Genomic DNA, 13,553 nt, shown 5'->3' on the forward strand with positions numbered 1-13,553 from the left:
GTTACACTCATTAGTACAATGCTACGATTAGTGGCTGTCTTATTATGTTGAACAGACAGTTGTGCCGTTTTTTACTAGGACCTCCAAAATAAATATAGTTATTAAGCAACAGATCGATTATTTGGATTTGTATTTGATTCATATGCCTTACGGGAATTATTATGGTAGCCGGCGCGCTATGGAAGAATTATATCGGATGGATAAAATTCACGCAATTGAAGTGTGCAACTTTCTACCAGATCAATTGGTTGACCTATTAGGGCCATTCAATGTTATTCCTGCAATTAATCAAATTGAACTTCATCTATTTTATTAGCGCAACTCTTTGCGTGAGTTGATGACTAAGTATCAGATTGTGACAAGGCATATTGATTACATCATATTACCCTTGAACAATAATTATTGATTATCATTTGGTAATAATTTTGTGAGTGTTTCTAAGAAAGCATTAGCAGCTGCAGACAGTGGATTTAGCTTTGACCAGATCAAACTTGCGTGTGCCTCAAGACGTGGTGCTAAGGGTAAAAATATTAAATCAGTATTGGCAGTATTGATAATACCTGATAAACAAATAACGGTTCCTACACCAATTGAAGCCATAACTGACGCGTTATAAAGCAAATTGTAAGTGGAGATAGGCACAAGGGTTATATCGCTACTGCCCAACCAATTTGCAAAAACATTTTGGGTTCCTTGTTGTTGAGGCATAATCAAGGTCTGATTACGTAAGTCTTCAGCCGTGATTGCTGGTTGTTGCGCTAATGGGGAATCTTTTTTAATGAGCACACCCCAAGTAGTGGTTCCAGGTAGATTTAGAAAATGATAATCGGCTTTATCAGTCTGGTCCATGACGACACCAAAATCAAAAATCCCGTTGTTCAGTCTTTGGTGAACATCATCAGCATCAGTACTATAAATATTTGCGGTTACTTTTGGTGCAATAGTCGTCAAGGTTTTAACTGCCTTTGCGATTGTCGTCATCATAGGGGCTTCGGCGCTACCAATCATAATACTACCACTGACTTCCGCAGTCTGTTGAATGTTGACTATTGTCTTATCCGCGAGTGTAATGATTTGGCGTGCTTGATTTGCAAAATAGCTACCAGCTGGTGTTAGCTCGATTGAGCGGCTACCACGTTCAAGTAAAATTACACCTAATTCATTTTCAAGATCCTTGATTTGGCGGGAAATAGTCGGTTGAGAAACATGCAATTTGTTTGCAGCCCTAGAAATATTTCGTTCATTAACAACTGTTATAAAATAACGAAGGACACGTAGTTCCATTGAAATTCCTCCCATAATAATTTTCTATAGTATAGCATTCATTATAAGCATTAGACAGAAATGCTTCCTTTGAACTATTCTTAGCTTAGAGTAAATAAACTGGTTGAGTTTAAAAACCAGTAATAAACAATAGAACTCATGATGATACATTGTTGTTGAAATTAATAAAGATTCAAGGAGGAATATATATAATGAAAGATACAATTTTTTTGAAGCCCGGCCAAGTAGTTATTGAAGACGTTGATATGCCTAAAATTCAAGCATCAGATGATGTTATCATACGTGTTGTTCGTGCCTGCGTTTGTGGTTCTGATTTATGGGGATATCGTGGTCAAGATCAAATGGCTCCCCATTCTCAAAATACAGGACATGAAGCGATTGGCATTGTCGAGCAAGTTGGTGAGGCTATTACTACACTGATACCGGGTGATTTCGTAATTGCACCATTTACCCATGGCTGTGGTCACTGTGCTGCCTGTCGAGCTGGATTTGAAGGTGGTTGCTTAAACCATGAAGATAACTTTAGTACTGGTTCTCAAGCCCAGTATATGCGTTATCAACACGGTGAATGGTCACTAATCAAAATTCCTGGAAAACCAGAAAACTATAGTGAAGAAATGTTAAAGTCTTTGCTTACGTTAGCTGATGTTATGGCAACTGGTTATCATGCTGCCAGAGTTGCGAATGTTAAACCTGGTGATACAGTTGTGGTTGTTGGTGATGGTGCAGTTGGCCTATGCGGAATTATATCTGCAAAAATGCGCGGTGCTAAGCGAATTATTGCAATGAGTCGACATGAAGATCGACAAAAACTAGCTACCGATTTCGGTGCCACAGACATTGTTGCTGAACGTGGCAATGCTGGTGTAGAAAAAGTTATGGCATTAACCAATGGTGAAGGTGCTGATGCGGTTCTTGAATGTGTTGGCACAGAGCAATCGGTGGATACTGCGATTAAATCAGGAAGACCAGGTGCTACAGTTGGTCGCGTAGGGGTACCACACAACCCAGAAATGGATCTGACACCCGTATTCTTTCGTAATACAATAATTGCTGGTGGACCAGCATCAGTCACGACTTACGATAAAAAGATATTATTAGAGGCTGTGCTTAAGGGAGAAATTCATCCAGGCAAAGTTTTTACCAAGACCTTTAAACTTGATGATATCAATGCTGCATATCAAGCAATGGATAAGCGAGAAGCTATTAAGTCTTATGTAGTTGTTGATTAAGTTAATTTAGAAAAGCTATATAGAAATGGAGGACTTGAGCAAATGGAAAAGGTAAAAGCCTTAGAAGCGACGGAATCAGATTTTAGTACCTTTCGCCACACTGTTATTCAAAGGCGACGATTGCGTCCAGATGATGTTGAGATTGACATCAAGTACTGTGGTATCTGTCATTCAGATATCTCGCAAGTGGAAATGATTAATCAAACTCGTCAACCACTAGTTCCTGGACATGAAATTACGGGAATTGTTAAGTCAGTAGGGAAATCCGTAACAAAATTTAAAGTGGGTGATCGGGTTGGAGTTGGATGCTTTGTTGATTCCTGTGGTGAATGTCAATATTGTAGATCTGGTCAGGAACAATTTTGCGAAAGGGGAGTTGTCTCAGTCTTTGTTGGTAAGGATTATGATGGCAGTCAGCGACAAGGGGGCTATTCTCAATCAATTGTTGTTAAAGATCGGTTTGTTTTAAGTATTCCAGATAATCTAGGTTTAGCAGAAGCCAGTCCGTTATTGTGTGCAGGAATTACAACCTATAATCCGCTCAAACGTTATGGTATTGGTCATGGCTCCAAGATTGCCATAATTGGTCTGGGCGGTCTAGGACATATTGCAGTTCAATTTGCATCTAAACTCGGTGCTGATGTAACAGTATTGGGGCATTCAGAAAGTAAGCAACACGAAGCAGAACAATTTGGAGCAGCCAGTTATGAAATTTTACGAGCAACCGAAGATTTTGATCGATTAAGTAATCAATTTGATTTCATCTTAAACACTACTGCAGTGAAGCTAAATATTGACAATTACCTCAAACTTTTAACGGTTAACGGTATATTTTGCTATGTTGGCTTATCAACAGATAAACAAGAATTTCACATTCTAGGTATGTTCCTTAAACAAGAAACTATTACTGTATCTAATGTTGGAGGCATTGCCATGACGCAAGAAATGTTGGACTTTGCAGCTGCTAATAATGTTAAGCCAAAGATTGAAATGGTTGGAATTGACGAAGTACCAAATGCTTATAAACGAATACTAGATAGTGATGTTCATTATCGTTTTGTCATTGACATGTCGACACTTGAGTAGATAAAAGCAGCATTTAGCATGGGGATAGATATTAATCCACTGCTTGAGGAGATGAGTTGAATAAATGACCTTTTTAAAAAAACATCATATATCTTGGACTTTCATTGGAATAGTTACAATTTTTATTATATTGATTTGTTTTTTAATCAAATTTTTGGCTTGGGGGCAGCCGACTAATCAAGTCAACGATCGTTCCGAAAGTATTCCGACTCTTTATATGCATGGATATGGTGCGGGTGCTCGTTCAAGCAATGGCATGATAGCTTATGCTTCAAATCATCAAGGAGCCACAAAGGTATTGACAGCTAGGATAGATTCTGCCGGGCATGTGACCTTAAGTGGCAACTGGCCTAAGGGTACACGACATCCTTTAATACAGGTTCTTCAAATGGACAATACCTATTATAACTATCATGTGACCAGTAAGTGGTTTTATAATTTGATTATTTTACTTCAGCGTCGCTATCATATTCGTCGCTATAATACCGTATCACATTCAATGGGAAATATAACAACTATGTTTTACCAAGTCAAATACGGACATAACACCAAGCTTCCTAAATTAAATAAACAAGTCAATCTTGCAGGCCATTTTGATGGCATTATTGGCATTGATGATAAAGTCAACCGTAACTATTTTCTTCAAGATGGTAAGCCACGTTATATAAACAGCTACTATAAGTATCTTCTTAATCATAGGAACGGTTATCCTAGTGGAGTCAAAATTCTTAATATTTTTGGTAATTTAGAAAATGGATCAAATTCTGATGGCGATGTGACAAATATTTCAGCTCGGTCGCTCAAATACCTTTTGCGTGATAAATATACGAGTTATCAAGAGATTGAGATTAAAGGAAAAGGAGGCCAACATAGTCAACTACATGAAAATCCACAAGTAGATTATTATATTGGTAATTTCCTTTGGAAAAATAAATAGTGGTCTTATTAGGATGTTGATTTGTTTTTTTATACTGATATGTCAAACAATTGATTAGATAATCAACAATTGTTGATACTTATTAATTCAACCACCTAGTACATGTATTCTTTGAAAATACAAATAGATAGCAGGTGTTTAGTCTGCTGGGATTAACCGATTATTTATGAAATAGCCGTAATTCTTTGTAATTAAAAAGAATGTGATTAGACATTGGTTTGTCAATAGGTCTGAAAAGAATAATATTGCAAATACGAATTCAATAAATATTTGATATCAAGTTTGATGTAATAAACGATTGAGATAAAAAAATGGGAGGAATACATTTATGCAAAAAGTATTGATTTTAGGAGCTAATGGAGCCACTGCTCGCATTGTTATCAATCGATTGCTCAAAGAAACCGATGATAAATTGTCTTTATATCTTCGAAATTCTGATCGTTTAAAGGCGTATTTGAACAATGATCGTGTAACTTTGATAGATGGGAATGTTCAAGATTCAGATCTTTTGAAATCTTCAATGAAGGGCATTGATATTGTTTATTCAAATATCGGCGGTGTTGATTTAGCTGATTCGGCGAAGGTTATTTTACAAGCTATGAAGGAAACTGGCACCAAGCGCCTTATCTTCTATAGTGCTTTAGGGGCCAATCATGAAGTTCCTGGCAAGTTTGGTCAGTGGAATGAAAAAGCGATTGCTGATTATCTACCTGGTTTTCGTGAATCAGCTGAACTTATAGATAAGGAAAAAGATGTGATCACGACACAGATCCGTCCTGCTTGGTTGACTGACAAAGAGGAGATCAACTATGAAACGACTGGAACTAATGAACAGTTTAAAGGAACTGAAGTTTCTAGAAAAAGTGTTGCAGATTTTGTCGTTAAATTGATCAAAGACTCAAGTAAGTATCAAAATGAAAGTGTTGGTTTGGATAAAGCTGGAACTGATGGCGATAAACCTGCTTGGCTGTGATAAAGCTGGATGGTCTTGATTAAAGAAATAAAAGTACGGTACGGTTATTGTGATTGGCACTGTAGTCTATGGTGATAGTGGTAACAACGAAGATACCTGTAAGGTAAGTCTAATTATTACTGAGCACTGTCTCATATTTTGCTGAAACTGTTCAAAATCATGTAGCTTGATATGCAAAATTCTCGAACGTAGTATAGAAAAGTGGAGGAAGAGTAATGAATGAGCAAAAAGTGAAAGTTACTATTGGTAGTGATAATTATATTATCCAATTAGTTGGAACTAAAGCAGCCCAAGATTTTACTTCTTTTATGCCTATGACTTTGAAACTCAATAATTTTGGAAAAAATGAAAAAATTTCAGAGCTGCCTGGAAAATTAGATATAAGTGATTCACCAGCTGGAACAGATGCAAAAGTTGGTGATGTTGATATGTATGCACCTTGGGGAAATTTAGCTGTATTTATTAGGCCTATTCCATATAGTCAAGGACTGGTAAATTTGGGTCACATCGAAAAAAATGGAGCTAACTGGATTAATTATCCAGTTGGTACTGAAGTGCATTTTGAATTAACTTAATGAAATCGATTAAATTTTGAATGGAGTATCTTTTGAAAAATAGAAATAACCTAATAGTTTCAATACTAACGATCGGTGTTTTTGGAATATTGAACACTGAAATGGGAATCGTTGGTATTATACCGTTGATTGCGAGAGCTTTTAATGTCAGTGTTCCGACTGCTGGATTTTTGGTCAGTGGTTTTGCATTAGTAGTTGTTTTTTCCGGACCAACCATGCCACTTGTTTTTTCAAAGGTAAATAGGAAAACAATCATGTTGATGGCCTTAGGAATCTTTGTTATTGCTAATTTAATATCTGCTTTGACTAGTAATTTTAGTGTGCTATTGGCAGCGCGCATTATCCCAGCTATATTCCATGCCTTATATATTTCGATGGCCTTTTCTGTTGCAGCAGAGTTAGCAGAACCAGGGCAAGAAGCGCGGGCTTCTTCTAAGATTTTTATAGGTGTCTCTGCTGGAATGGTTCTGGGAGTTCCGATAACCAATCTGATCGCCCATTCGATTTCCTTTTCTGCTGCTATGTTCTTCTTTATGGTCGTTAATGCTTTTTCATTCATTGCTACCCTAATCTTCGTACCATCTATACCAGTCGAGAATGCTATTTCAAGCGGCCAACAGGTCGGAGTTTTGAAAAAGCCAGAAATGATTCAAGCACTATTTATCGTTATTTTCCTGAACGGTTCCATTTTTGGATTTTACAGTTTTTTATCTGATTTTTTGGAAAAAATCACAGGTTTAGCGCCACTTTCTGTTAGTACCTCTCTACTTATTTACGGAATCGCCAATATCATTGGTAACTTTGCTGCCGGAAGAGCTTTGGCGAAGAATGACAGAGCGACTGTTAAGATATTGCCCTTTGCCTTGATGATTTCATATTTGTTATTGTTCTTTTTCGGATCGTTCAACTTGTTATCGTTTGTTTGGGTTACGTTTATTGGCTTTTTTGCTGGTATAAATTCCAACATGAACCAATACATCGTTACCCAAGCCGGCAAAGAAGCAATCGTCTTTTCAAATGGTATGTATTTGACGGCTGCTAATTTAGGTACCACCGTTGGTACTTACATTTGTGGTTTGTTTATTGATTCAATTGGAACGCGTTATTCATTAATTGGTACTTTCATCTTCATAATTTTGGGTCTAGTCTTTATTTTGTTCAGAAAAAAAGAAGCTTAGGAAGATTTATTTATAAATCAAAAGGAGCTTGAAATGGATATAAAATTTGATGATAAGGTCGTTTTGGTTACAGGTGCAAGCATTGGTAGCGGTGAGGTGACTACAAAAATGTTTGTCGAGTCTGTTGAGAAGAATTTCTTGAAAAATAACTGATGACATAAAAAAATCTGGTCACAAAGCATCTTATTTTGTTTGCGACGTGACAGATGAAAAACAAGTCAAAAAAATGATCGATCAAAACGACCATAATTATTGAAAATTAGATTTTGACTTCAATAACCAGGATCATGCTTGACAATGTTGAAACCGCAGATGTGTAGTTGTCAGAATTTGATCAGGTCATCAATGTCGATTTGTGAAGTGTCTTCACCTCTATGAAAAACGAGTTGAAAGAAATGCTCAAGCAAGGTGAGAATATAGAACGTGCGCTCGTCAACTGGTGACTTGATTGGTATGCCGAAGGTCTGCTTATCATGCTTCTAAGCATGCTGTGAACGGTCTGACCAAAAGCTCAGCTACTAGACACATTCCAACGCCGTTTGTCCAGCAACGATCGCAACCCCGATGGTTGATAGAATGAAGGAATCTGGTGCGATCACAGACATTATCGAACCAATCGGCAGAGTTGGCTACCCAGAAGAAGTGGGTTCAGCTGTTCTTGGCTTTACATTAATGGGTGCAGGCTATGGTTACTGGTCAATCAATAGCAGTTGATAGTGGATATAGGATTCAATAAAAAATAAAAAGAGGATGCTTATGACTGTTGAAAATAAAGTTATAGTTGTTACAGGTGCTTCTAGCGGGATCGGTGCTTCGACCGTTAAGCTTTTAGTTAAAGGCGGTGCCAAAGTCGTTTTTGGTGCCCGCCGTCAAGAAAAACTCGAAGAAGTGGCTAGTCGTTTTGATCCTGATCAGATCGCCTTTCAAAAAACCGATGTTACTGATTATCAGCAAGTAAAAAGTCTTGTTCAGCTGGCGGTCGACCGTTTCAGCAAAGTTGATGCTTTGTTCAATAATGCCGGTATCATGCCGATGGCAGCTTTGTCCGAGGATAGACGTGACGAATGGCAACAAATGCTGAATATAAATGTCATGGGTGTACTTAATGGTATTTCAGCGATTTTGCCAATCATGCATAAACAGGGGTATGGTCATATTCTAGCGACTGATTCTCTAGCTGGATATAAGGTTTATCCTAATTTGGCTGTATATTGCGGGACTAAGTTTGCTGTTCGCGCTATCTTAGAGGGTGTTCGTCAAGAAGAGATTAAAAATAAGATCAGAACAACATTGATCGCACCAGGAATGGTCGAAACAGAGCTTTATAAATCTATTAGTGATCCGAAGACGGCTAAAAATTTAGTAGATACTTGGCACAAAGCAAACCATGCATTAAGGGCTGAAGATATTGCTGATCTGGTCGTTTATGCGATCGGTCTTCCAAATTATGTTTCGATCAATGAGGTGAAGATCCGACCTTCTGTTGAATTGTAAGTAATTAACTTTGGAGTTTTAAAATGTCGAAATTCATGATGATATACAAAAAAGATTGACAAGGCTTGAAGATATCCAAAAAATCAAAGATCTCAAATCTCAAATCAAAATATGCACAGTTTCTTGATAACGGCTATAATCTGATGGTATCGCTGGACTATTTGCAGAAGACGGCAAGTGGATCATAGAAAACAAAGAAATAACCGGTAAAGATGCTGTCAAAGAACAATGCCGTAAGTTGATAAAGTCACAGCCATGGTCTTTTCATAATATAACACCTTATGATATTCATATAGATGCAGATGGTGATCATGCTAGAGAAAATTTTTATATTATCGCTCTTTTGACGATCAGAAATAAGAATGGTGAAGATGGTGCCTATATTCTGTCCGGCGTGTTCAATGACGAATTTGTTAAAAAAAGCGATCAATGGCTTTTCTCAAAAGTGGAAGCTTTTATCAAGCAATCAGCACCTTGGACTGAAGGATGGGTCCGAGGCGGATTTTCTAAAGGCTTCTTCGATCTTGATAAATGATTATTATTTAGCTATAGGTTGTTTTAAAAAAATAGGAGGTTATTATGCAATACAAAAATCTTGGACGTACCGGCCTAAAAGTCAGCAGACTGGTATTGGGAACGATGAATTTTGGTGAGCTGACCGACGAAAAAACTGCTTTTAAGATAATGGATCGGGCTTTAGAAGCAGGGATCAATACTTTTGACACAGCCGATGTTTATGGCGGACCACAAAGTCCGGACATGGAAAAGGGCTATGGAAAGTCTGAAGAAATAGTCGGTCGCTGGCTTGCCAAGACTGGAAATCGAGACAAGATCGTTTTGGCCACGAAAGTTTATCAGCCAATGGGAACCGGACCAAACGATCGTGGATTATCTGCTTACCATATCAGAAGAGCTGCCGAAGCTAGTTTGAAGCGCTTGCAAACTGATCATATCGATCTTTATCAGATGCATCATATTGATTCTAATACTCCTTGGGCTGAGGTTTGGCAGGCAATGGGGCAATTGATCCGTGAAGGCAAGATAACTTATGTCGGCAGTAGTAATTTTGCCGGCTGGAATATCGCAACTGCTCAAAAAGAAGCTGAAGAGCGGCATATGTTTGGATTAGCTTCCGAACAAAGTTTGTATAATTTGAGCAATCGTGCTTTGGAATTAGAAGTTATTCCGGCACTCAGGTATTATAATGTCGGTTTGATTGTTTGGAGCCCGATCGGTATGGGCTTACTAGCTGGCGATTTCGATGAATTTTCTAAGGGACGCCGTCACACAGCTGATTTGGAAAACAGAATCCAACAGCACAGAAAGCAGCTGGAAAAATATCAAGATTTCTGCAAAGAAATTGGTGAAGAACCATCAGTGGTTGCGTTAGCCTGGTTGTTGCATAATCCAGTCGTTACTGCACCTATTACTGGTCCTCGTACTGTTGAACAATTGGATAAGAGTTTGAATGCTCTTGATGTAAGCCTTTCTGAAGATGTTTTAAAGCGACTTGATGAGATTTGGCCAGGGCCTGGTGGAGAAGCCCCTAAAGCTTATGCATGGTAATTTTTAATTATACCAAAAGAATCTGTGTAAACTGATTTAGGGTTCTTAGGGCAAATAGGGTATACTTTTCAATTCATCTCTGATGTGTAATTTAGTCTTTCCTTCCAAATTTTTGAAATGAAGACATAATTAATTTTAGTGAGCTAAAGTGCCTTTTCATAACGTTTTGTACCTTTATTTTGACGAAATCTGGTCCAAGTTGTCAACTTAATATTTAATGAAAAATAGCGGTGTTATAGGTTTTGTTAGCTCTTTTAGGACCCATTCTGGGAAGACCAATTGCACCTAAATTATTAGATGGCAAAAACGTTATCATCGCAGCACATGGTAACTCACTTCGTGCCCTCACAAAATACATCGAAGGTATCTCAGACGAAGATATCATGGGTGTTGAAATGGCAACTGGTCAGCCAGTTGTTTATGACTTGGATGACAAGTTGAACGTTGTTAAGAAAGAAAAGCTTTAAGCTTAAATAAAGTGAAGATGAATGGGGCTGTGACAAAATTTAACTTTTGTCACAGCCTCTCTTTTATTCCGTATAAACGTGTTCCATAAGTCAAAATTCTTCGTCTAACTTCGAATTACTCATAGCAAAGTACTCGCTATGTTCGTAATTTCGAGTTAGCACTCAAATTTTCCCGACTTATGTCACACTCTCTATTTTGGATGGTTGTTAATTGACAGGTATTTAAAAGGACTCTTTGTCAGCCGCTTTTGATGAGAAATTTTTATGAGAAAATCAATTCATTTTCGAATTGGTTTTCTTTTTTATTTGAATCGTAAATTCAATTCTAATTCGAGTGTAAAAATGTGACCAGTTTTTGTATCCATGTGCGGTACGTTTAATTTGTTTAATTTTTCGGTTAGCATCTTCTAGTGGTCTCGATGAACTCAAACTAATATAGGAAGAATAAATTCTTGAGTGCGGAAGCCTTTTGTGAAATATTCGTCGGAATTATTTTGAGCTTGCGAGATTATGAAAAATAACTGTAATTTTAATATTTTTTAGAGCGTCAAATAAATTGAAAGTCTTCCCTTTTGTACATTATGTAATTTCTTTATTTGTGAGACCATATGTTTACTAATTTGAATGGAGGAACGAGTAATGGGTAAAGCATTGGGGAGATTGAGCGACTTGATTTTTAAGCACGCAAAGTTAACATTGTTACTGGTAATTGCTGTCATAGCTATTCTTGGAGGAATTGCGATCAGTAAAGGCGCTGACTTTAGTGAAGCGGGTTTAGAGATGCATGGGACCGAAGCGCAAACCGCTTTGAATATCGTAAAGAAAGATTTTAGTTCCGTGTCGAGCGACAAGGCGACTGAGAAGGTTGTATTTAAAGTAAAAGACGGGAAATTATCTGACGCAAAAAAAGCACAGGTCATCGAGCAGTTTGTGAAAAGCGCTGCAGCAGATAAGCATGTTAAAATGGTGGTAACACCTGCACAACAAAGAAACATGGTCAAAAAAGACACAATTGGGTATGCAACCATCGTGTACAAACAAAAAAAAGCGGATATCAAACAATCCTCGGTTGATCATTTAGTGAAGTCAACTAAAATTACTAAAGCAGCAGGTATTCAAACTGAATTAACTGGCGATTTAACAGTTAATCAAATGGATACGGGAGAAAGATCTGAAGTTTACGGGTTAATTGCAGCGGTTATCATTTTGGCAGTTACTTTTGCCTCACTGGCAATGGCTGGAATGCCAATTATTTCAGCAATTCTTGGTCTGGCTATGAGTGTGATGAGCGTAATGATCTTATCACATTATATTACGTTTGTTTCTGCTGATTTATCGTTAAGCGGAATGATTGGTTTGGCAGTTGGCATTGATTATGGCTTATTTATCATTTCTAGGTATCAGCAAGAGATCAAGCAAGGACTAGCTAGAAAAGCAGCTTTGTCTAAAGCGATGACGACGGCGGGTAAATCAGTGATTTTTGCGGGTGTCACAGTTATTGTAGCCCTGCTTGCGATGAGTGTTTTGGGAATTGACTTCTTGTCTATCATGGGGATTGCAGGTGCGATTTCTGTAGTAACAGCACTCTTTACTTCATTGACATTTATTCCAGCAGTCATTGTGTTACTTGGTAGCTTTGCTACAGGTGAAAAACCCAATAGTGTACTTAGCTTATTTGCTAAAGCTAAGCAAGATTATGGTTGGGGAAGATTTGTACAGAAATATAAGATTTTGCTGGGACTTACAGCTATTGTGCTTTTGCTTGTAGCGGCGGTTCCATTTAAGCATATTAATTTGGGCTTACCGAATGATGGTAATAAAAGTACAGAATTGACTGAGCGTAGAGCTTATGACTTAATGAAGGAAGGCTATGGTGCAGGAAACGATGCAACCTTGGTCGTATTGGTGCATACTAAAGATCAGGCAAAAGCAGTTACGGCCTTCAATAAAATTAAGGTTGACAAAAACGTTGCTACAGCAATGCCACCGATGCCTGGGAATGGTAAATCAGGAAATTACTTCATGATGACTGTAACACCTAAAACAAACGGAAATGCAGTTGCAACTAAGAAATTGGTAAACAAGATTCGCTCACAATCAGAAAAAGCTGGGTTACCCAAGTTGTTAGTAACCGGTTCTACTGCCATTAACATTGATATGTCAACAGCATTGATGAACGCCTTACCAAAATTTGCTGCGATCATTGTAATCTTTGCTTTTGGATTATTACTGTTGATCTTTAGGTCATTGTTGATTCCGCTTGTTGCTGTCGGCGGATTTGTGTTATCGTTGTTGGCAACATTAGGAACACTGGTGTTTATTGTGCAGGATGGGCACATGCAGGACTTGATCGGATTGACTGGAAAAAGTGCAATTTTGAATTTTGCACCAGTGTTGGTTATTGGAATTTTGTTCGGACTTGCGATGGACTATGAAGTCTTTCTTGTTAGTCGAATTCGTGAGGTTTACGAAGAAACTCAAGATAATAAGACAGCACTTTTGGAAGGACTTAAAGGAAGTGGGAAAGCGGTTTTTGCAGCTGCTTTGATTATGACTGCAGTTTTCATGGGCTTTGTTTTTGCAGGAGATGCCACCGTTAAATCAATTGGAATTGTGTTGACCCTTGGAATCTTGTTTGATGCCTTCATTGTACGTATGGTTCTGGTGCCTGCAATGATTGCACTTTTTGGTAAGGCAAATTGGTACTTGCCAAAGTGGTTAAATAAAATCTTGCCGCATGTGGATGTTGAGTAGTTATTTG

The 13,553-nt window shown here is 37.9% G+C and carries 14 protein-coding genes and 1 pseudogene; 13 read left to right on the plus strand and 2 right to left on the minus strand.

What is annotated here, in order from left to right; all coding sequences use genetic code 11:
- Positions 1–178: 178 nt before the first annotated feature.
- Positions 179–316 (plus strand): hypothetical protein, encoded by a 138-nt coding sequence (locus AB3Y88_RS08090; RefSeq protein ID WP_228890212.1) that lies wholly within the window; start codon positions 179–181, stop codon positions 314–316.
- 83 nt (positions 317–399) lie between these two features.
- Here AB3Y88_RS08090 and AB3Y88_RS08095 read toward each other — a convergent pair whose 3' ends face one another.
- Positions 400–1,284, minus strand: a complete 885-nt coding sequence (locus AB3Y88_RS08095; RefSeq protein ID WP_228890209.1) for a LysR family transcriptional regulator — start codon at positions 1,282–1,284, stop codon at positions 400–402.
- A gap of 191 nt (positions 1,285–1,475) precedes the next feature.
- Between AB3Y88_RS08095 and AB3Y88_RS08100 the strand changes: the two genes are divergently transcribed.
- The 11 genes and pseudogenes from AB3Y88_RS08100 to gpmA form a co-directional block, all read left to right on the plus strand.
- Entirely contained in the window at positions 1,476–2,516 is a 1,041-nt protein-coding gene (locus AB3Y88_RS08100; protein WP_228890206.1) for a zinc-binding dehydrogenase, read from the plus strand.
- Positions 2,517–2,558: 42 nt separating this feature from the next.
- Complete coding sequence (locus tag AB3Y88_RS08105; protein WP_228890202.1) at positions 2,559–3,602, plus strand: NAD(P)-dependent alcohol dehydrogenase; 1,044 nt, start codon at positions 2,559–2,561, stop codon at positions 3,600–3,602.
- A 64-nt stretch (positions 3,603–3,666) separates the two neighbouring features.
- Entirely contained in the window at positions 3,667–4,539 is an 873-nt protein-coding gene (locus tag AB3Y88_RS08110; RefSeq protein WP_228890200.1) for an alpha/beta hydrolase, read from the plus strand.
- A 328-nt stretch (positions 4,540–4,867) separates the two neighbouring features.
- On the plus strand, positions 4,868–5,512 hold the full coding sequence (locus tag AB3Y88_RS08115; RefSeq protein ID WP_228890197.1) for an NAD(P)H-binding protein: 645 nt from the start codon (positions 4,868–4,870) through the stop codon (positions 5,510–5,512).
- 215 nt (positions 5,513–5,727) lie between these two features.
- Positions 5,728–6,087, plus strand: a complete 360-nt coding sequence (locus tag AB3Y88_RS08120) for a cyclophilin-like fold protein (RefSeq protein ID WP_261909449.1) — start codon at positions 5,728–5,730, stop codon at positions 6,085–6,087.
- Positions 6,088–6,119: 32 nt separating this feature from the next.
- On the plus strand, positions 6,120–7,265 hold the full coding sequence (locus AB3Y88_RS08125) for an MFS transporter (RefSeq protein ID WP_228888721.1): 1,146 nt from the start codon (positions 6,120–6,122) through the stop codon (positions 7,263–7,265).
- Between the two features lie 564 nt (positions 7,266–7,829).
- Positions 7,830–7,979 carry a hypothetical protein gene (locus AB3Y88_RS08130; RefSeq protein ID WP_228888719.1) on the plus strand — a complete coding sequence of 50 codons (150 nt, stop codon included), beginning with the start codon at positions 7,830–7,832 and terminating at the stop codon, positions 7,977–7,979.
- Positions 7,980–8,021: 42 nt separating this feature from the next.
- Positions 8,022–8,759, plus strand: coding sequence for an SDR family oxidoreductase (locus AB3Y88_RS08135; RefSeq protein ID WP_228888736.1), 738 nt, complete (start codon positions 8,022–8,024; stop codon positions 8,757–8,759).
- A 148-nt stretch (positions 8,760–8,907) separates the two neighbouring features.
- Positions 8,908–9,294 carry a nuclear transport factor 2 family protein gene (locus AB3Y88_RS08140; protein WP_261909452.1) on the plus strand — a complete coding sequence of 129 codons (387 nt, stop codon included), beginning with the start codon at positions 8,908–8,910 and terminating at the stop codon, positions 9,292–9,294.
- 44 nt (positions 9,295–9,338) lie between these two features.
- Positions 9,339–10,325, plus strand: coding sequence for an aldo/keto reductase (locus tag AB3Y88_RS08145; RefSeq protein ID WP_261909448.1), 987 nt, complete (start codon positions 9,339–9,341; stop codon positions 10,323–10,325).
- Between the two features lie 278 nt (positions 10,326–10,603).
- Positions 10,604–10,792, plus strand: a pseudogene (gene gpmA, locus AB3Y88_RS08150) (2,3-diphosphoglycerate-dependent phosphoglycerate mutase); the annotation flags it as partial.
- A gap of 273 nt (positions 10,793–11,065) precedes the next feature.
- Here gpmA and AB3Y88_RS08155 read toward each other — a convergent pair.
- Positions 11,066–11,272, minus strand: a complete 207-nt coding sequence (locus tag AB3Y88_RS08155) for a transposase (RefSeq protein WP_261907574.1) — start codon at positions 11,270–11,272, stop codon at positions 11,066–11,068.
- 159 nt (positions 11,273–11,431) lie between these two features.
- Here AB3Y88_RS08155 and AB3Y88_RS08160 point away from each other — a divergent pair, with 159 nt between their 5' ends.
- Positions 11,432–13,546: an MMPL family transporter gene (locus AB3Y88_RS08160; RefSeq protein WP_228888715.1), complete on the plus strand. Its 2,115-nt coding sequence runs from the start codon at positions 11,432–11,434 to the stop codon at positions 13,544–13,546.
- Positions 13,547–13,553: the final 7 nt, after the last annotated feature.

This window comes from Liquorilactobacillus satsumensis, from assembly GCF_964065465.1.
GTDB classification, from domain to species: Bacteria; Bacillota; Bacilli; order Lactobacillales; family Lactobacillaceae; genus Liquorilactobacillus; species Liquorilactobacillus satsumensis.